We start from the raw sequence: 20,620 nt of genomic DNA on the forward strand, positions 1-20,620 counted from the left end.
AAAATGTACATCGGGAGTGTCCCCTGATCAGGATTTCCGGGATTCGATCTCCCGGAGATTCTCCATTTTTTTCTTTCGCAGGAATCCGTTGATATCTTCCAGGTGTTCGGTGACTTTACCGTTTCCGAATTCGTAGACCTTTTGGGCCAGTCCGTTGAGGAAATCCCGGTCATGGGATACGACGATCAGTGTGCCGTCGAAATCGATCAAAGCATTTTTCAGTATATCTTTCGTTTTCAGGTCCAGGTGGTTGGTCGGTTCGTCGAGGATCAACAGGTTGACCGGTTGAAGAAGCAGTTTGATCATAGCCAGACGGGTGCGCTCTCCGCCCGAAAGTACCTTCACTTTTTTGTCGATATCGTCTCCGCTGAACATAAAAGCGCCCAGCAGGTTTTTGGTATTACTTTTCAGCTCCGAAGGGGTAACGTCATCCACCGTCTGGAAAACAGTCAGTTCTTCGTCCAGAAGAGAGGCCTGGTTTTGGGCGAAATAACCGATTTGTACATTGTGGCCGAGTGTGAGTTTACCGGTATAATCCGTAATCTCCCCCATAATACATTTTACGAGCGTAGATTTTCCTTCCCCGTTGCGTCCTACGAAAGCCACCTTTTCTCCTCTTTGAATGGTGAACCCCGCCTCTTTGAACACCAGATGATCCCCGTAATATTTCGACAATTCCTGGGCGATTACCGGATAGCTGCCCGAACGGGGAGAAGGAGGAAATTTCAGGCGCAGGGCAGAGGTATCTTCTTCGTCCACTTCGATCAGCTCTAGCTTTTCGAGCATCTTTACCCGCGATTGCACTTGCAGGGTTTTAGAGTAAGTGCCTTTAAACCGCTCGATAAAATCTTTGGTTTCGGCGATCATTTTTTGTTGTTCGTCATAGGCTTTTTGTTGTTGGGCCCGGCGGTCTTTACGTAGCTCCAGGTACTTGGAGTAATTCACCTTATAATCGTAGATCCGTCCCATCGTGACTTCGATGGTCCGGGTGGTGATGTTATCGACGAATGTACGGTCGTGAGAAATAACGACGACAGCTTTTCCGTTGCTGATCAGAAATTCTTCCAGCCATTGGATCGAGTCGATATCCAGATGATTGGTGGGTTCGTCTAAAAGCAGGACATCCGGATTTTTGAGTAACATTTTGGCCAGTTCGATCCGCATCCGCCAGCCTCCGCTGAAATCGCTGGTCTGACGTTGCAGGTCTTCCCGTTTGAACCCCAGCCCTAGCAGTGTTTTTTCGACATCTGCTTCGAAATGGGTGAGGTCGATACTATAATATTTCTCGCTCAGAGCAGAAACCTCTTCGATCAATTTATAATATTCGGGTGAGTCGTAATCGGTACGCTCGGTCAGCTGACGGTTCAGGTCGTCGATCCTTTTCTCCATTGCGAAAAGAGGGGCAAAAGCCTGCGAAGCTTCTTCGTATACGGTACGTCCGTCTTCGGTCATCAGATGCTGCGGGAGATAGGCGATCACGGTATCTTTCGGCGCCGATACATTGCCCCGGCTCGGTTTGCGCTGGCCTGCCAGGATTTTCAGAAGGGTGGATTTCCCTGCACCGTTTTTTCCCATCAGGGCTATCCGGTCTTTCTCATTGATCTGAAAGGAAATATCTTTAAAGAGGGCTCTGTCACCGAATTCTACCGTAAGTCCGTCTACTGAAATCATTTTTTATCTGTCGAAAATTTTTAAATCCATCTTTCCCCCTTCTTTTTCCTGCCCCTCTGTTCTTTTTATCCTGCCGCAAAGATAGAAAGAAGTCGGATAAAAATGCCGGAATAAGGATAAATAAAGTAAATAGTTATCTTCCCCGGATTATCCGATAAATTTACCTTCCTTCCAGATGCCCGAATTCCGGGTACCGTCGGCCCAGGTATAGGTCCCCTGTCCGTGTCGTCTGTCATTCATCCATTGGCCTGTATATTTATCTCCGTTATTCCAGGTGAACGTCCCTTGTCCTTGTTTCATATCGTTTACCCATTGCCCTTCATATTTATTTCCGTCGGCATGATAATAAATACCCTGACCGTGCATACGATCATTCATCCATTGTCCTACGTATTTATCCCCATTGACCCACGTGAACGTCCCTTGTCCCTGTTTCTTATCGTCGAACCATTGTCCTTCATACCGACAACCATTGGCATAATAATAAATCCCCTCTCCTTGTTGTTTGTCATTCACCCATTGTCCCTTATATTTGCTACCATCGGGATGATAAAGTGTTCCCTGACCGTGCATACAATCATTTTTCCATTGCCCTTCATACCTGCTTCCACTTTTCCACTGGTAAGTTCCCTGTCCTTGTTTTTTGCCGTTCTCCCATTGTCCGTCGTATTTACTGCCATCGGCAAAATAATAAATGCCTGGTCCTTGTTTGTGATCATTCTCCCATTGTCCGTCGTATTTATCCCCGTTGGCATAATAAAAAACGCCTTGACCATGCATATAGTCACCATTCCATTGCCCTTCGTACCTGCTTCCGTCTTGCCAGTCGTAAGTTCCCCAGCCTTGTTTCTTATCGTTTACCCAATCTCCTTTATATTTGCTTCCGTTGGCATAATAAAAAATACCCCGTCCGTGCATATTCCCGTTTTTCCATTGTCCTTCATATCTACCCCCGTCGGTCCAGCAATAAGTCCCCTGTCCGTTGAATTTTCCATCTGCCATTTCTCCGGTATAGCTCCCGTTGTCGAACTTATGGGTTTCCATCTTTGAAGTATTGGAAGCCGTAGATGAGGAGGTAAAAGTATTCGAAATAGGAGTGCTTCCCGAAGTGCCGGATGTTGTCGAAGACGGAGTTAGACCACGTCCGAGGCATTGGGCGATCGAGGCGACAAGCTCTTGAATATGATGGCTTTCGAATGGACAAGCATCTATCCGGTCCAATTTCAATAAGTGATAGGTCATATCGCTGGGTCCCAGCTTCTTGGAGATCTTAAACGGGACGATATTTTTCTCGAATTCCAGTGCCAGGCTAATCTCGTTCGCCGTATTCTCGGAATTATTCGAATGCTCCGACCATATAAAAAGTAAAATCTTACTATTATACACAGCCTGTGAGATCGCTTTGGCATAAGAAGTCCCTCTTTTTATCTCCTCTTTATCTATCCAATAAGATATATTCGCTTGCGTCAATGCAGCTCTGATCTTTTTCACCAATTCTTCGTCTTTTCTCGAATAACTGATAAATACATCATGTTCCATATCGGTTTGATTTTTCATTATTTTAAACTACAAAGAAATAAAAACATATCCATTTCCGGGTCGGCATTTTCCAATATTTCCGGATTTTGTATCAACTGCCTGTCTTTTGCTGTCAAACGTTCCAGCTCGTAACCCGATAAAAAGATCATCAACTTACCGTCTTGTGTGAAGCCTTTGAGTTTTTTGGCATACCATTCCGGACGATTGCTTACCTTGGGGGCGGGTTGATTGTCGGCGATCAGTTTATTTTCTTCTGCACGTTGGCGGATCCAGTTCCATTTACCGTTATGCCGTTCCTTGATGCCCAATAGGTAATAACACTCCGAATCCTCCATCCCGGTTTGCTGATTGAGTTCCGTGACGATATAATCGTCGTTCATCATAAAACCGGCGATACTTATAAATCCTTTCTGACTTAAATCTGTAAATGCCTGCATGGCATTTTCCGTTTCCCAATAACTTTCCGGGACGTTATATTTCCCAAAATCGAATTTCAGGAAAGGAACGGCACTGCCGGGGATAATCCGGTAAATCACCGGTTCGAGGGCGGTGAAAAGATAAGCTTCGTTTCGATGCTGGGTGAGCAAAGGGCCGATACTGGCTTCCAGTGTCCTGGTTTCCATCGGAAGGTATTTCCCCATCACTTGCAAAGCCGAATCGGTCTGTGTCAGTCGTTCAGGATATTTTCCATTGTTATACCCCTCGTAAAACCAGAATTGCGGACCTAGTTTGATAAAACTCTGTGTTCTGTCCGGGACCTCTCTTTGGTCTATGAACCGACCGTTTTTATGATAGCGGTAGAGTTGCACATCTTGTCCCGACAAAATATAGAGCTCGTCTGTTTCGGGATCACTGTAAAAGTCGCTCAATCCCAGGTATTCGCCCGGTGCTCTTCCGATTTTTCCGATAGAATCTAAAAATTCTCCCTTCCTGTCGAACCGGTAAACAAGATTACTCCCGTTCAGCATGTCACCGACATAAAAACTATTACTGTCCGAACGAATCGCATTATATGCCCCCACCGTGATCGATTCCCGGTGGTCCAGTTTGATCACTTCTATCGATTCGATAAAAGTCCTTAGCGAAGAAGCATTGGGCCCGCTATATTCTACCATTTCAGGTAATTCGGGTCGGGAAGTCCCGGCATGACAACCGGTCAGAAGTGCACAAAGCAAAAAGAAAAGGATATTCTGCATAACAAGGATACAATTATAATTTGTTTGCCAAGTTATGATTATTTTGTCAAAAATTTAGATAAATGTGGTATATTTGTTCGCACTAAATCGTTTCGTTGACCATTGTAAAATATGACAAACCGGCAAATTTCACCTCATACAGCCTCTTTTGAAAAGATCTTCCGGGAATATTATCCGGTATTGCTGCCTTTTGTGGAACGGCATGTCGGAGAACGGGAACTGGCTAAAGATTTGGTGCAGGATGTCTTTTTGAAATTATATAAGAGTTATCCTTATTTTTCCTCAGAGGTAAATATTAAATCCTGGTTATATACCTCTTCACGAAATGCTGCATTGGATTATCTGCGGCATTTGAAAGTTCGGGATAACAATAAGCTACTGATGGCAGAAGCGATGATGTATGCTGCCGATGTGGATGAGGTGATCAGTGAAGAACTGACCCGCAAGATCCATGAAGCTATCGATTCTTTACCTTTGCAGTGCTGCCAGATCGTACGTATGCATATCATCGATGGAAAGAAATATACCGAAATCTCCGCTGAATTGGGAATATCTATAAATACCATAAAAACACAGATTTTCCGTGGATATAAAAAATTGCGTGAACTACTTGCCGATGATTTGAATGCCCTGGTGTTATTTTATTTCCATATCGTCAGAAAAGAAAATCCTGATTTTTGTTGAAAATCAGAAGAAATATCAAATTTTTGTCACTCAAAATAAAAATAAGCTCGTCTTATCTGTAATTGAAACAAACTGTCGGATGAAAATCCGATGTTTATTATAAACAATAAGTCATGAAAGTTATTTTTATTTTATTTCTGTGTTTCCTTGTAAATCTGGTTTCGGCTCAAGATTTCCAGTATCGTATCGACTCAAATGTAAATACAGTAAAAATCGACTCCATAGGAAAGATTGTACGGGAATTGAGAAATTACAATACTAAGGGTAATAATCGTTATTTATCCTATTGGGAAGCTTATGCTTATTATAAATGTGCTATACTTTCCAGGGTATTGAAAAAAGAGGAAGACGCTGAAAAATTTACGGAAAAGGCGATTGAGATACTGGAATCTACAAAAGGGAAGACAACTGAAGATTATGCCCTGCTAGGTATGTTAAAAAATTATCAAATAAATTTTTCAGGATGGTTGGCGACTATTAAATTGAGTAATCAAGCTAAAACGATGGCGCAGAAGGCTATTGAATTGGATGGTGATAATTTACGGGCCTATCTGGTTTTGGGTATAAATAATTATTATACACCGGAGCTTTATGGTGGAAAAAGTAAATGTGAAGCATATTTCAAAAAAGCAATAGCTCTTCCTGACCGTACTTCAGAAAATGAATTCGACCCTACCTGGGGAAAAGGAGATGCTTTTTATTTCTTGTTATCCTATTACAAGAACCGGAAGGATGATGGGGATCAGGAACTTTTTGAAAAATTGAAACAGGATGCCCGGAATAAATTTCCGGATGATAAAAGATTCAAGCGTATCGGTTATTAATTATAAGAATATTATCCTGTATCATGGAGCCGTTCATGACAGTTATAGAATTTGCCGGTATATCCGATTTTATAGGGTGTGATCAAAAATATGAAAATAGCTATTCTGAGGTGCTCAGGTTTATAAGAGAAAGGATGACATTCCGGGTTTACACTTCTGTTAGGGATAAATTTTATTTGATATTGGTGTTCGTATTCATTATCCCTGTTGGTTTGTCTGCACAAAATGCTTATATACAGGGAGTTGTCCAAGATATTGACGGAACACCTTTGGCCGGGGCTGTTGTGATGCTTATGCGTGACGGTACACGGGTTGCGGCGACTACTTGTAAGATAAACGGTACTTTTAAAATCTCAGCTCACATTCTGCAAACCGATGTTTTACAGGTGTCGTTTGTCGGATTCCGTAATCGGCAAATTCCCGTTTCTGCATTTACCGATTGGAATAATATTCGAATTATCTTGCGGGAAAAAGTCATACAACTTGACGATGTTACGGTTATGAGTCCTAGTATATCCGAAGACTTTGCTGTAGAACGTTTGGAGAGTATCGATATTTATCTTTCTCCTGCTTCAGGTGCCGATCCTTTGAAAGCAGTATCTGTGATGGCGGCGTCTACCAATGTATCGGAAAGTGCGAATACAGAATTACGGGGATCTTCGGGCAACCATTCCGTTGTGGTGCTGAATGGGGTGCCTGTCTGGAAGCCGGTACGCAATACCCAATTGAACGGTATCGGGAATTTTTCTGTTTTCAATACTGAACTTATCGGCCAGATGAAAGTTTATGCAGGTAATCCTCCATTGACAATAGGGAATTCGATTGCAGGTGCGATAGAGATTGAAACGCCTGAACACATCACTCGTAATGATTTGAAATTGTCTTTATCGCTTGCGAATGCCGGTGTCCTGATCAGTAAAAAGATATCGGATAAAAATTTCCTGCAATTATATGCTAATCACCAATTTTCAGCTCCATACCTCTGGCTGAATCATACTAATACAGATTTTTTGAAGCGTTTCAATACGACGGATGGAGGGGTGAACCTCCATTTACAGTTAACCCCTCGGTTGAAATTCAATCTTTATGAATATGCTATCGACGAATACTACCGGGCAGATACAGAGCAATATAATTATAAGGACGAAAGTAAGGCAACAAGCCGGCGTTGGTTTCAGGTTGCAGGCCTTACTTTTGCGGCCTTGCAAAGTGGTGTAGTGGTTGAATTGAATAATGGCATAGATCTCTGTAAAAGCGGTTATCAATTTGGTGTCATGGACGGTTCGACACGGGAGAACCGCTTGTATACCTCGTTGGCCGCAAAGTATTTTGTTAGAAATCTGGGGTTTCAGGCTGGACTCACACATCAATATACACGAGTTAATTTTTATGGTACTTTTCCCAAATATTTTTATGATTATTCGGATGAAGCAGAGGGTGTAACGGCCGATGATAAACTCTATAACCGTGTCTGGGAAGGTTATTTTTATTGTAAGTATACTCCTATGCGTCATTTACTTTTCAGCGGTGCGGTCAGAAAAAATATTCCTGAAGCCAGTCAACCTGATTATATATCCTGGCAAGTTTCGGGGCGATGGAATATGAATGAAAAATTTTCATTGTTATTGTCAGCCGGAAAATATCATACTTATAATGTTCCGGCATACAACAGCCAAAATTTTGCTTTACATTCTTCCCGTCAATATTCTGTTGACCTGACAAGTCATATTTATGACTTTGATCTAAAACTCTCTTCTTATCTAAAAAATGAAAATACCCGGGACTATTTTGCTGAGAACGGGAAAGAGGCTGTTGTGGAGCGAAGACTGAAAGGTTTGGAATTTTCTATTGCCCGTACGATAGGGCGATTTTCATTTGCAGGTTCTTATACTTTTATCGATTCCCGTGTCCGGTTGGGGAAAAAGAGTTATCGTTCTGCCAATGATATGGATTATATCATCCGGACCTCCATTGTCTGGCGTACAGCAAATCAATGGAATATAGGGATAAATTTTTCTGCACGCCCGGGTTTATATTACACCCCTGTTGAGTATGCTTTAAATATTAGTGATAATGTATGGTTTCCTCTTTATGGAGACTATAATTCGGAACAAGTAACGGCTTATCATTCATTGGATTTGACCGTCAATAAGATATTTCCGTTAAACAAAGGTCACTTACTTGCATTTTTCACAATTACAAATATGTTGGATAAATCAAATAGAAATTATCCTGTGTATAGTACTGACTATAAATCTGTCCTTGGGTGGGAAGAATATCAGAGGAGATTGGTGTATGTAGGATTACAGTTTAATTTTTAAATGATTTTTTATAAAAATGTCAAATTCTTGTCATACAAAATATAGGTGAGTCCGTTTTAGAGGTGATAATTGAAATAGACTGTTATTATAATTTGATACGACAATTTAAAGGGTCGTTTAATTTAGTTGAAAGTTTATAAAGTTCATAATGTTTATAAAGTCATTGGACCCTGCGGGTACCTGGTTAATTGACAATGAAACAGTATACCCAAGGGATGGATCCTATTTGATTGATTATCAATAATTTTATTCTCGTTTTCTTTTCTCATTTTTTTCCCCTTTTTTATTTTTTAATGGAAGCGAAGCTTCCAAGAATTGTTCATTATTCTTTTTGCGAAAACCCGCAAAAAGAATCGACCCTTTTTCATTTGAAATAGCGGATCAAACCCAATAAAATACAATGGAAAAAGAAGAAATAACGATAGAATTACTTTATAGAAAACTGGAAAACCGTTTGACAGAAGAGGAAGTCAAACATTTTGAGATATGGATGCAGGATATCGATCATCAGAGGTATTATCAAAATCTACAATCTTTTTATGAATTACGAGAGGATGGAAGGCCGGATAGTGCAGAAGTGAACCGTGCGTGGATTGATTTACAGAGCCGGATAAATAAACAGGGGGCAAAGACCGGACGTAACCGTCTGTTATGGTGTGGTGTGGTAGCGGCTTCAATAATTATTTTGTTGGGAGTAATACCTTTAATTGTGCCGCAAGATGTAAAAAACGTTTCTTCGGAAGCGGAGATACAGATCCGTCCCGGTCATCGGAATGCTATTCTGGAACTGGCTGATGGTAAGGTTTATAACCTGACAAACTTGGAATATGGGGGGAATAACAGGATTTCTGAGAATATTATTGTGGATAGTTGTTGTTTGGATTATCTCCGGCCGGATACGCTGATTCCGGTTGCCTTGGCTTGGCATAAAGTAATTGTTCCCCGGGGAGGAGAATTTCAGATTTCTCTGGAAGATGGAACGAGAGTTTGGCTGAATTCAGAATCTACCCTGAAATATCCGGAGGTATTTACCGGAACTACCCGGGAGGTATTTCTGGAAGGGGAAGCCTATTTTGAAGTAGCACGAAATACAAATTGTCCTTTTATCGTGCATACGGGAATACAAAATGTCAGGGTATGGGGGACCAGTTTCGGAATAACGAATTATGCAGATGACCAGAATCTGACTACCACTTTGGTTAACGGGAAGGTACAAGTAGAATTTCCGGGCTTTTCGGATGAGGTATTTCTTTTGGAACCAGGTTTTCAGCTGGCTTGTGACCGGCAAAACCGGAAAATTGAAAAGCGGACTGTCGATGTCTATGAATATGTTGCCTGGAAAGATGGAAAATATGTTTTTACCCGGAAACGTCTTGAAGATATATTGACTACTCTTTCACGGTGGTATGATTTTCATGTGTTTTTCCAAAATCCGGAAGCAAAAGAGGTGCTCTTTTCCGGTGAACTGAGACGTTTCGATAGTTTCAGTGATATTCTTCGTCTGATTGAGAAAACAAGCGATGTCAAATTTACTACGACAGGCAATACCGTTTTGGTGAGGGAATGATGATAACGACTAAAATAATGTTGAACTAAAGAATGCTAACTTATGAGAAAACAAGGATGTAAAAAATGGGCATTATATGTCCCACAGTTGGTGGCCTTGCTTTTAGTATTCAATTTGAATCTGAATGCAACCGCATTTTCCCAGCATCAGCGATTAAATCTGAATTTGAAGGATGCTACGCTGGAAGAGTTTATTTCAGCCATTAAAAGACAGTGCGATGTGGGTTTTATTTATGATTATAATAAAACGAAAGATTTGAAAGGCATTACTGTCACTGCTGTGAATGAAGAGATTTCCGCAGTTTTGGAGCAGGCTTTAAGGGGGACGGGGTTTACGGCGGAAATAGATAACAATACGATTATTCTGCGGAAATCGGCTGTCCCGCAGACAGTACAAGTGGCTAAGCGGATTAGCGGTCAGGTGATGGACAAAAGTGGGAATGCATTACCGGGTGTAACCGTTATGATTAAAGGAACGACCTTGGGTACGACAACGGGGGTAAACGGAGATTTTGAAATCAGCTTACCGAATCCTGTAGGCCAGACTTTGGTATTTTCTTTTATCGGAATGACTTCGGTTGAAATGACTTTGAAGAATACAGAACCTTTGACCGTTGTGTTAAAAGAAGAAGCGACGGAGATGGAAGAGGTGGTGATCACCGGTATTTATTCCAGGAAAAAAGAGAGTTTTACCGGTTCTTCCCAGACCTATACCCATAAGGAGTTGAAGATGATCGGGAATACCAATGTCTTGCAAAGTCTGAAAACCATCGATCCTTCTTTTGCGATCATTGAGAATAATCAGTTCGGCTCTGACCCCAATACTTTGCCGGATATTAATGTGCGTGGTAAAACGAGTGTTGTCGGATTAACCCAGGAATATGATACTGACCCGAACCAGCCCCTGTTTATTCTGGATGGATTCGAATCGACCTTGAAAGCAATCAGTAATCTGAGTATGGACCGGGTGGCCAGTATCACTGTATTGAAAGATGCTGCTGCAACCGCTATTTATGGTTCCAAGGCAGCGAACGGTGTTATTGTCGTTGAAACAAAAGCTCCTGAAGCCGGAAAGCTACAAGTGAACTACAATGGAAATCTGAATTTTTCATTTGCCGATCTTTCGGATTATAATTTGATGAATGCCCGTGAAAAATTGGCATTTGAAAAATTAGCCGGCCGTTATGGTCCTTTAGATGCAAATGGGGAAATTATAGACGAAGGTTATCAGTCTACTTACTACCAACGTTTGGCTGAAGTGGAGAAAGGGGTGGATTCGTATTGGCTGAACGAACCTTTACGTTTTGCCACTTCCCACAGTCATGATCTTTTTATTGAAGGGGGAGATTCCCGTATGCGTTATGGTTTAGGGGTAAATTATAACCGGACAGCCGGTGTCATGAAAGGGTCTGACAATAATGTCCTGAACGGAAACGTCCGTTTGATTTACCGTTACAAAAATCTGGCATTTACCGATTACGTCAATTTTGATTATTCGGTATCCGATCGCGAAAAAGTAGCTTTTTCCAAATTCTCACAGGCCAATCCCTATTACCGGAAAGTGAACGATTATGGAGAGCCGGAGGCAGTGCTCGAGAAATATAAACTTATGTCAGGTGATGAATATGTCTTCAATCCGTTGTACGATATGTCTTTGAATTCTTCCAACCGAACCCGGAATTTCGGCTTCCGGAACAATTTTGAGGTGGATTGGCGGGTTATTGAACCTCTCCGGTTGAGAGCCAGAATCAGCGTATCGAAGTCGGTGTCTAAACAAGAAGTTTTTCAATCTCCTAAAGCTTCGGTATTTTACGGGAAGAGTGAAAAAGAAAAAGGATCTTATTCTGAAACCAATGGGGATGTGTTGAGCTATGACGGGGATTTGAATGCGACTTTCGGTAAGTTGTTTGACAATAAACACATGGTGAATGCCGTTGTGGGTATGCAGGTGTCCGATAATAAAAACAAGACTTCCGGTTTTAGAGCGATAGGTTATGTCGACGACCGGAATATCAATCCTACTTTTTCCAATGGTTATCCGTCCGGAGAGAAGCCTTCTTATTCAAACAGCCAGAAACGTTCGGCCAGTTATTATATGAACGGGGGATATGCCTATGATAACCGTTATCTGTTGGATGCTAATTTCAGGGCGGACGGTTCATCTGTTTTCGGAGTTTCGAATAAGTTTACGACAACCTGGGCGGTAGGTGTCGGCTGGAATATACACAATGAATCTTTTGTAAAAAACTGTGCGTTTATTGATTTTCTGAAATTGCGTTATTCGATCGGTAATCCGGGTAACCAGAATTTTAGCCTGTACATGTCGTCCAATATGTATAGCTATACGACAAGCTTTAATAATCCTTTCGGTTTAGGAGTCGGAATATCTTCTTACGGGAATCCGAATCTGGAATGGCAGAAAACAATCGATCAGAATTTCGGATTCGATGTAGAAATATTTCATCGTCGTTTACGTCTGAATTTCGACTATTTTATGAAGAATACCGATCCTTTATTGGTATCAGTGACCTTACCGACTTCGACAGGTACAGCTTCCGTACCGACCAATCTGGGAAAACAGACGACCAAAGGGTATACACTTTCGGCTAATGTCGTCGTGTTACAGAAGGAGGAGCTGAACTGGAGTATCAATGGAAATTTACGGCATTTAAAATATGAGTATAAGAATATCGGGAATGCACTGGAAAAATACAATGCACAAAACCGGGAAGATGAAACTGATCAAAAGATCGGAAGTTCAAATTTGAAACGTTATTATGACGGAGGAAGCCCTTCTGATATCTGGGCTGTACGTTCGGCCGGAATCGATCCGGTGACCGGACGGGAAATTTTCATCAAGAAAGATGGAACTCAGACTTTTGAATTCGATTATAATGATGAGGTCATCGTCGGTAACTCAGATCCTAAGCTGGAAGGTGTGATCGGCAGTTCATTCTATTGGAAAGGATTGTCGGCTTCGATAAATTTCCGTTACCGGGTAGGTGGACAGATTTTTCTGAGTGCTCTGTACAATAAAGTAGAGAATATTTCTGATCAGGACGTGTATTATAATCAGGACAAACGAGCCCTGTACGACCGTTGGCAGAAACCCGGGGATGTCGCTAAATTTAAAGCCATATCTCTGAATGAAACCACTCCGATGTCTTCCCGTTTTGTTGCCGATGAGAATACATTATCCTGTGAATCGGTTTCCATCGGGTATGAAACCCAGGCTCGCTGGCTGAGGCATTTCGGTGCTTCTTCCATGACTATACGCGGATATATGAACGATATTTTCCGGATATCTACTGTAAAAAATGAACGGGGATTGGATTATCCTTTTGCCCGTAGTGTGGCTTTTTCTTTAGGTATAAGGTTTTAATGCTAAAAAGATTAGATTATGAATAGAATAAAAAGAATATGGATACTGGGGCTTTTACTGATAGGCGCTTCATGTAATTCCTGGTTGGATGTGGCTCCGGAGGATCAGATTATGGAAAAAGACCTGTTTGAAGAAAGAGAGGGGTTTCTGATGGCTTTAAACGGGGTGTACCTGAATATGAATAGTTCGTCGAATTATGGAGGTAATTTGTCGGCCGGTATAATTGATGTGATGGCTCAGTATTATAATTGTACCACCAGTGAGCACAATTATAGTGGTTACCAGTCCTATGCTTATGATAGTAAGACGTCAAAAGACCGGTTCGAAACGGTATGGAAGACCACTTATTCCCAGATTTCGAATTTGAATGCTATACTGGAACATTGCGGAGACGGGAATCCGGTGCTGCCGGAACTGTATTATAAATTGATCAAAGGCGAGGCGTTGGGATTACGTGCTATGTTACATTTCGATATGCTCCGGCTGTTCGGGCCACTTTGGACGGAAAAGGAGCAGGCAAGTATACCTTACCAGACTTCTTCGGAACGGATTGTCGAACCTTTGTTAAGCGCAGACAGCGTATTAAACTGTGTGCTTACCGATTTGACAAGAGCTGCTGATTTATTGAAGGATGTCGATCCTGTTATTACCGATGGAGCCAGAAATTACAGTGGAGGAGAAAATGGTAATGATCTTTTTTACCGGCAATACCGGATGAATTACTATGCAGTGAAAGCTTTGATGGCAAGGGCGTATATGTGGAAGGAAGATTACAGCAAGGCAAAAGAATGTGCCATTGAGGTGATTGAGGAAGTCGCTGACGAAAAGAATCCTTTGTTCCCTTTGTGTACAGCAACTTATGCAGATACAGCCTCCAATGATAATATGTTTGCGACAGAGGTATTGTTCTCTTTGTACAATAGTATTCGTACAGATAATATTTATAAGACCTATTTTACCTCTGATCTGAATGTGGTGAATTTACTGACTTTGGCCGGAGGCTATCAGAATGGCCGTATCCGTACCATTTTCGAATCTCCCGATGATTTGCGTTTTAAAATGTGGGAATCTGTAACAAAGGAAGGAAAAGAGTTTTGTTGTTTCAAGAAGTATGCAGAGGTACAGACGACTACCGATGAAGCAAAGGCCAAGGCAGAGCGTTTTGCTTATATGGTTCCCCTGATCCGGGTCAGCGAACTTTATTTGATTGCGGCCGAATGTGTCGGAGTCCGGGAAAGGCAGGTCGGTATTGCTTTGGAAAAATACCTGAATCCTTTACGTAAAGCCAGAAAGTGTATCAGCCTGAATACAGAGTCGCCGACTGATCTGAATACGGCTATCCGGAATGAGTATATCCGGGAATTTATCGGAGAGGGGCAAACCTTCTATTATTTCAAACGCAATCGGTTGGAAAGTATACCCGATGGTTCCCAGCCGGCAGAGACGTTGACGATGCAACTCCGGAATTATGTGGTTCCATTACCTGACAGTGAAACCAGTCAACGGGAAAATCAAAGTAGTTCAACTGAAAAAGAGTAAATTATGAAAAATATTGTTTATATAGCGACCTTATTCCTCATCATTGCCGGTCTGTCCGGATGTGAAAAAGAAATCAAGGATTTCGACGGAGAGGAAGGAGTTTATTTCTATGTACAATGGGGACCGGATTGGTATGACACGACTTATTGGGCCGCCCAGCCTTATACTAAAGTTGAATTTATTAAAAAGGGTGTAGATGAACAGTTGCTGAAAATAAGGGTACAGGCGACAGGAAGGATAAAGGATTATGACCGGAAATTCCGTATTGTAGCCGATCAGGATAGTACGACAGCCGTAAAAGGTGAAAATTATCTGGAATTTGATGAATGGCAAACCATAAAGGGAGGCTGGAGTTATGCAGATGTGCCGGTGACTGTGAAAAATAGTGAAGCATTGGATGAAGTGGAACGTAATCTTGTACTTCGTTTATTGCCATCCGAAGATTTCACCCTGGCTATTCCGCAATGGTTCGATTTGAGCGGTATGTTGGGGAATGATAGCGGCAAGGAGGAATTTGACGGGACACGGCATAAGATTATCCTGAACAACTTTATTACTTGTCCGGAAGTTTGGATGGGAAGGGAGTCCGGTGAAATCGGAGATTTGGAGGGAGGATTGTGGGGATTCTTTTCAAAGGAAAAATTTGAAGAAATCCTAAAGCGTTTTCCGGAGTTGACTTATGAAGATTTTATGTCCAATGAAACGATGCCGTCCGGTTTGAAATATGCTATCCAAAACAAGATGGCTATGGATTTGCAGGCATTATATGACAAGAGCCCCGATCATCGTGATGCAATCAGGGAGAAAGATGGACGACTGATGTGGTTTCAGGGGGTGAGTTGGAAATCTTATTATGGGGTTCCGTTTCAACCGGGAGAATGATAGAATTGAAATATACTAAAATCTGACTACGATGAGAAAATTAATATTGATATTATGGGCGGGAATTCTATCTGTTTTTAGTATTTCCTGTTATGATGACGAGGGATCGAATGATTATCATTCAATTAATGAAGTAAAAATTTCCGATTGGAAAAAAGGAGGTTATACGGCTATTTTTAAGAGTGATACTTTAAAAATCACTCCACTTTCCTATCTGGACACCGTACGGAAAGAACCTGTGATACAGTTTACAGAAGACAGTGATCCTTCGCGTTATGAATACGAATGGAAAGTGGTGGCCAGCAGTTCGACCGATGACCGGGATAAAGGAATCATTTTGGGTACGGAACGGAATCTGAGGTATTTTGTCGATTTGAAACCTGATTCTTATCGTTTATTTCTGAAAGTCAAAGATACAAAGACGGATTTGATCTGGAAATCCTATACCTCACTGACTGTTTTGAGTGTGACGGATAAAGGTTTTTTTGTTCTTGGGGAAAAAGAAGATGGCACGGTGGGTATGGATATGATTTCTATGGCAAAAGATACGATTGTGTTGAAGAATCTGTTGGAAGGGAATGGATTGCCTGAATTACGGGGACCGATGCGGGTCATGTATACCGGTTCTCATTATTCTGAGACTCCGGCAATGAAACTGTGGATATCCACAGAATCAGGATCCTATTATCTGGATTTGACCTCATTCGCTTCCGGCCCCATGAATACCTTGCGTTCTATGACTTATTCAGGTTTTCCGATGCCTGATATGTTGAATGTGGTGGATATGGCTGCCAAACGGTACTATACCAGTATGACAATGAGTCGGGTAATGATGACAGAAGATTATGTATTCGGGGCGAGTTTGTACTTGGATGAAAATTATGGAAATCCTTCCAACCGTATGGATGTGATGAGTGAAAAATGCTTCCGGCCTTTCCCATATATTTTTACCAGTATCATCAATCCGAGTGGGTGGATTATTTATAATACCGACGATCATTGTTTTACCCTTTTGAAAAGTGCTGACGGATTGAGTGTAACTCAGTTACAGGACAATACCGGAGAAGCGTTTCCATGGATACAACCGGCAGGCCGGATCTGTATTTATGGTGAGAATACATTTAATACAGTGGGAGGTAGTTCAAATGGAAATTCATTTGCACTGATGGAAGATCAGCAAAATTTCTATGTCTATCAGTTTTATTGCAGTATCCGGAATTATGTGCCGAGCGATATGCCTCAGAAGAGAGCCGGCTATACGATAGACAAATCGAAAGCGACCGGTTTGAGAAGCGGATTACTTTACGCTTTTGCTTCTAGGCGTTCTTTGTTATTGTATGCTGACGGACAAATATTACATGCATATGATTATGTGAATCATATTCATTATGAGAAAGACCTGGGCGATCAGATTACCTTTATCAAATTTGATCCCTATGGAAATAATTACGATGAGTTGATGGTTGGTACCTACAACGCGGCAGAGAAGGGAATTGTAACGCGTTATCTTTTGGGTACTGATCTGGACTCTTTTGAATTGGAACCTTTGAAAGATTGTCGTTGGAACGGTTTGGTGAAAGTGAAAGATATTGATTACCGGCAATAGTTTGAGATCATATTTATGAATAAAAAAGTGATCATATGGATGGCCGGAATCCTGCTGTTGCCTTTGTGGGTGTGTGCCCAGGGGGTAAATTTCCGGCCGCTTTCTTATACGGAAGCGATAGAACTTGCTGCGAAAGAGAACAAGATGGTTTTTATTGACTTTTATACAACATGGTGCGGACCTTGTAAACGAATGTCAAAAGAGGTTTTTCCCCAGCAGGAAGTAGGAGAATATTTCAACCGTACTTTTATTTCCCTCAAATTAGATGCAGAGAAAGAAAATGGGTTGGAACTGGCAAAGAAATATGCCGTAAAGGCTTTTCCTACGTTTGTGGTATTGAGTCCGGATGGTACGGAGGTATTCAGGACCTCCGGCTATCGCCCGGCCGATGAGTTTGTGGAGAAAATCCGCAAAGGGATCGATCCCCGATGGTCACCTGCCGGATTGACTAAACGCTACGAAAAGGGCGAACGTACTCCTCAGTTGGTTGATGATTATGCCACGTTATTATTGGAACAAGGGAAGACAAATGAGGGATTCGGGGTGATCAATGATTATTTTAATCGCTTATCTGCCCGGAAAAAGGTAAAACCGGAGAACTTCTTTCTATATGAACGCTACACCCTGAATTTTGATGACCCCAAAGCACAGTATGTGTTTGATAACAGGGAACAATTTGTCAGGGCAAACGGAAAGGAGATTGTAGATAAACTGTTGTATTCATGGCTGCGCATCCGGTTGATTCCCTATTTCTCATTGAGAAGCCCGGAACCTGTTACTGCTGAGGGGTTGCAGAAATTGAAAACGGATATCGAACAGGTAAAGCTTACCCATACCCGTGCGATGCCGGATTTATTGGCCATAGCTGATGTCCGGATGGGAGGGAATGTCCGGGAATATCTGGAAATATGTAAGGAAAAATTCCCTGTTCTGGAAGATCAGGACCGTTTTCTGATTCTATTGGATCTGGAGGTGGTAATGACCGAATCTCAGGAGGTTAAACAACTGGCAGTCGATTTATTACGCAGCAATATGCAGGTTGCCGACGAATTCCATCAGCGTATTCTGCGGATGAAGATGCTGGAATTGGAAGGGAAGAAAGATTTTACTTTACAGGCAGAAATCGATGCTGTAGAGAAGGGAAAAGTGATCGTCATGGGATGGACACCCCAGGGTATGCTACAGGATACTTTCGATTTTACTGATCACCGGATCAGGTTGAATATGGCTGCCCGGGATACTTCCCGGTTGACGCTGAAGCTTTTGTGTGAAGAACTGGCTTGTCCGGCACCCCGCTTGGGTACCTATTATCCGAATGTCAGTCTGATGGTGGTCCCTGGTGAATATGCTGTTATGAAAATCAGAGCTGAAAAAGGGAAAGTACCGGAAGTTGACTGGATTAGAGGAGGTACTGTGGCGCACGATTACTGGCGTCTTTATTACGAGCAGGTTGATCCTGCTGAAGCGGCTTACCGACAGTTGACAATGACAAATATGCTTGAAGGAGGAGATATCCGCGATTATAAAGAGGAGTTTGACGCTTATATGCAGGCCAACAAACAAACCATAATGGCGTTTGTACGGGCAAATCCCCGAAGTTATATCTCCCTGATGAATTTGCTGGAACATTATAATTGGTTTGACGAAAACGAGGCCGAACGGATATATGATCAGCTTCCTCAGGAATTGCAAGGTACAGCTTATGGGAAAATACTCAAACGGAAATTGGATGCCGGCCGCCCTTATCGTCCGGGTACAATAGCACCTGATTTTGTGAAGAAGGATATGAATGGTAAAGACGTTTCTTTGAAAAAGCTGAAAGGGAAATATGTATTGCTCGATTTCTGGGGAAGTTGGTGCGGACCTTGCCGGGCCTCCCATCCCCATTTGAAAGAGTTACATAAAAAATATAGCGGGAAGGTAGTCTTTGTCAATGTGGCCGATGAAAATGTGAAGGATCTGGAGCAGGCTAAAAAATTATGGAAACAGGCGGTAAAAGAAGATGGTATGACCTGGACTCAAATCCTCAACAATGAAGGTAAGGAGGAACAGGATCTATTGAAACTTTATAATATCACTTCTTTTCCTACTAAGATACTGATAGATCCCGAAGGGAAGGTGGTTGCCCGGCTTGTCGGAGCAACAGCTGATCCTGAAGAATTTCTGAAAGCACTTTAAAGTAAGAAAACGGGATTCTGAAATGATAAAAGCTAAGGATGGGAAAGAACCGGATTTTTCCGGTTCTTTTTTAATACATTAATTTATTTTCAAAATAAATGTGTAAAATTAAAATATACCTTTTATACCTTTGCGGAACAGAGATTGGAGATATGACTTTGAAACGGAAAGATCAGGAAGTTATGCTGCAATTTGAAAAACTTTTCAAGCTGCATTTCAAATCTTTGTGTTATTATGCCATGAGCATTGTGAGGGATGAGGAGAGTGCGAGAGATATGGTTCATGATGTTTTTCTGAATTTATGGAAGCGTCGGGAGACCCTCGATTTTTCTCGTCCGATGCAGGCATATCTTACTGTTCTTGTCCGGAATCAATGTTTTAATTATCTGGAACATCTTAAAGTCCGGGAAAGTTATGCTACAGAGGAGTTGGTCTCGGCTAGCCTTTATGGAGACAGTGATTCGGCCGAGACTGATGAACTGGTGGAAACTATTATGCATCGGATAGATCTTTTGCCGGAAAAATGTGCAGAGGTGATGCGTCTTTGCTTTATTGATTGTAAAAAATACAAAGAGATTGCCGAGGTGTTGAATATTTCTGTCAATACGGTAAAAACTCATGTGGTGACGGGATTGCGGATTCTGCGGGACGAATTTTCGGATACTCTGGTTTTGTTGGTTTTTGCCCGGTTAAAAAAACAGGGAAGTATAAATTCTTTTAATTTTTAACATTTTTAGCTCACCCATTTTTTAGCTTCACCTGTAATTAGAATAGAAACACAGCGAAACACTCTGTGCTAACCCGGTGAATGAAAACAAATGAAGAAATAACTTCGGACATAGAATATATCCTGGAACATCTGGGACATTCAAAGAAATTGACGGAACCTGAATTCCGGAAGTGGCTGTCTGATCCGGAACATTTACAGTTATTCGAGAGTGTGCGTTTGCAAAGTGAAGCTTTTCTGCGTAAAGAGCTAAAACTGAAAATGGAAATCGGACAGGAATGGGATGCATTCAAGAGGCAGTTACTTCCTCCAAGGCGTTTGTGGATCGGCTGGTGTTCTGCTGCGGCATGTGTATTTCTGATCTTTTTAGGGATATTGAGACTGACTGTCGGTCATTCTCAACCGGAGGTTGCCGTTGCGGAGCATGTACCTGTTGCGAAGCGAAGTGCGGAATTGATTCTGGCAGATGGAAGTTCAGTGGCACTGGCTAATGAGGAAATAGTTA

Annotated in this window: 14 protein-coding genes; 11 read left to right on the forward strand and 3 right to left on the reverse strand. The window is 41.9% G+C overall.

Annotation, left to right across the window (positions count from 1 at the left end):
- Positions 1-27: 27 nt before the first annotated feature.
- The 3 genes from WS34_RS05500 to WS34_RS05510 all read right to left on the reverse strand — a co-directional run bounded on the left by WS34_RS05500 (position 28) and on the right by WS34_RS05510 (position 4,406).
- Positions 28-1,671 (reverse strand): ABC-F family ATP-binding cassette domain-containing protein, encoded by a 1,644-nt coding sequence (locus WS34_RS05500; RefSeq protein WP_046403650.1) that lies wholly within the window; start codon positions 1,669-1,671, stop codon positions 28-30.
- 147 nt (positions 1,672-1,818) lie between these two features.
- The gene (locus tag WS34_RS05505; protein ID WP_049782894.1) at positions 1,819-3,228 is read right to left on the reverse strand and encodes a TIR domain-containing protein; all 1,410 of its coding nucleotides are present in this window, start codon (positions 3,226-3,228) and stop codon (positions 1,819-1,821) included.
- The gene (locus tag WS34_RS05510) at positions 3,228-4,406 is read right to left on the reverse strand and encodes a DUF4934 domain-containing protein (RefSeq protein WP_013612419.1); all 1,179 of its coding nucleotides are present in this window, start codon (positions 4,404-4,406) and stop codon (positions 3,228-3,230) included. Before WS34_RS05510 ends, WS34_RS05505 begins: the two co-directional genes overlap by 1 nt.
- 111 nt (positions 4,407-4,517) lie before the next feature.
- On the opposite strand from WS34_RS05510, the gene WS34_RS05515 reads away from it, so the two are divergent.
- The 11 genes from WS34_RS05515 to WS34_RS05565 form a co-directional block, all read left to right on the forward strand.
- Positions 4,518-5,090, forward strand: a complete 573-nt coding sequence (locus tag WS34_RS05515; protein WP_013612418.1) for an RNA polymerase sigma factor — start codon at positions 4,518-4,520, stop codon at positions 5,088-5,090.
- Between the two features lie 113 nt (positions 5,091-5,203).
- Positions 5,204-5,914, forward strand: a complete 711-nt coding sequence (locus WS34_RS05520; RefSeq protein WP_013612417.1) for a tetratricopeptide repeat protein — start codon at positions 5,204-5,206, stop codon at positions 5,912-5,914.
- A gap of 134 nt (positions 5,915-6,048) precedes the next feature.
- The gene (locus tag WS34_RS05525; protein ID WP_286693644.1) at positions 6,049-8,235 is read left to right on the forward strand and encodes a TonB-dependent receptor; all 2,187 of its coding nucleotides are present in this window, start codon (positions 6,049-6,051) and stop codon (positions 8,233-8,235) included.
- A gap of 400 nt (positions 8,236-8,635) precedes the next feature.
- Entirely contained in the window at positions 8,636-9,802 is a 1,167-nt protein-coding gene (locus tag WS34_RS05530) for a FecR family protein (RefSeq protein ID WP_046403655.1), read from the forward strand.
- Positions 9,803-9,844: 42 nt separating this feature from the next.
- Entirely contained in the window at positions 9,845-13,183 is a 3,339-nt protein-coding gene (locus tag WS34_RS05535) for a SusC/RagA family TonB-linked outer membrane protein (protein WP_046403658.1), read from the forward strand.
- Positions 13,184-13,201: 18 nt separating this feature from the next.
- Complete coding sequence (locus WS34_RS05540; RefSeq protein ID WP_013612413.1) at positions 13,202-14,722, forward strand: RagB/SusD family nutrient uptake outer membrane protein; 1,521 nt, start codon at positions 13,202-13,204, stop codon at positions 14,720-14,722.
- Between the two features lie 3 nt (positions 14,723-14,725).
- The gene (locus tag WS34_RS05545; RefSeq protein WP_046403660.1) at positions 14,726-15,604 is read left to right on the forward strand and encodes a DUF4843 domain-containing protein; all 879 of its coding nucleotides are present in this window, start codon (positions 14,726-14,728) and stop codon (positions 15,602-15,604) included.
- A 31-nt stretch (positions 15,605-15,635) separates the two neighbouring features.
- On the forward strand, positions 15,636-17,210 hold the full coding sequence (locus WS34_RS05550; RefSeq protein ID WP_046403662.1) for a PKD-like family lipoprotein: 1,575 nt from the start codon (positions 15,636-15,638) through the stop codon (positions 17,208-17,210).
- Between the two features lie 15 nt (positions 17,211-17,225).
- Entirely contained in the window at positions 17,226-19,388 is a 2,163-nt protein-coding gene (locus WS34_RS15445) for a thioredoxin fold domain-containing protein (protein ID WP_286693645.1), read from the forward strand.
- Positions 19,389-19,486: 98 nt separating this feature from the next.
- A complete protein-coding gene (locus WS34_RS05560; RefSeq protein ID WP_286693646.1) occupies positions 19,487-20,116 on the forward strand; it encodes an RNA polymerase sigma-70 factor in 630 nt (209 codons plus the stop codon).
- Positions 20,117-20,196: 80 nt separating this feature from the next.
- Positions 20,197-20,620: hypothetical protein (locus tag WS34_RS05565; RefSeq protein ID WP_046403665.1), on the forward strand; the 424-nt coding region annotated here is incomplete at its 3' end.

The sequence above is a fragment of the Odoribacter sp. N15.MGS-14 genome, assembly GCF_000980245.1.
Classification (GTDB): domain Bacteria; phylum Bacteroidota; class Bacteroidia; order Bacteroidales; family Marinifilaceae; genus Odoribacter; species Odoribacter splanchnicus.

Coding starts and splice junctions, on each gene's coding strand:
- WS34_RS05535 (WP_046403658.1), top strand. CDS start 9,845: ATGAGAAAACAAGGATGTAAAAAATGGGCATTATATGTCCCACAGTTG.
- WS34_RS05500 (WP_046403650.1), bottom strand. CDS start 1,671: ATGATTTCAGTAGACGGACTTACGGTAGAATTCGGTGACAGAGCCCTC.
- WS34_RS05550 (WP_046403662.1), top strand. CDS start 15,636: ATGAGAAAATTAATATTGATATTATGGGCGGGAATTCTATCTGTTTTT.
- WS34_RS05505 (WP_049782894.1), bottom strand. CDS start 3,228: ATGAAAAATCAAACCGATATGGAACATGATGTATTTATCAGTTATTCG.
- WS34_RS05525 (WP_286693644.1), top strand. CDS start 6,049: ATGACATTCCGGGTTTACACTTCTGTTAGGGATAAATTTTATTTGATA.
- WS34_RS05530 (WP_046403655.1), top strand. CDS start 8,636: ATGGAAAAAGAAGAAATAACGATAGAATTACTTTATAGAAAACTGGAA.
- WS34_RS15445 (WP_286693645.1), top strand. CDS start 17,226: ATGAATAAAAAAGTGATCATATGGATGGCCGGAATCCTGCTGTTGCCT.
- WS34_RS05540 (WP_013612413.1), top strand. CDS start 13,202: ATGAATAGAATAAAAAGAATATGGATACTGGGGCTTTTACTGATAGGC.
- WS34_RS05545 (WP_046403660.1), top strand. CDS start 14,726: ATGAAAAATATTGTTTATATAGCGACCTTATTCCTCATCATTGCCGGT.
- WS34_RS05520 (WP_013612417.1), top strand. CDS start 5,204: ATGAAAGTTATTTTTATTTTATTTCTGTGTTTCCTTGTAAATCTGGTT.
- WS34_RS05560 (WP_286693646.1), top strand. CDS start 19,487: ATGTGTAAAATTAAAATATACCTTTTATACCTTTGCGGAACAGAGATT.
- WS34_RS05510 (WP_013612419.1), bottom strand. CDS start 4,406: ATGCAGAATATCCTTTTCTTTTTGCTTTGTGCACTTCTGACCGGTTGT.
- WS34_RS05515 (WP_013612418.1), top strand. CDS start 4,518: ATGACAAACCGGCAAATTTCACCTCATACAGCCTCTTTTGAAAAGATC.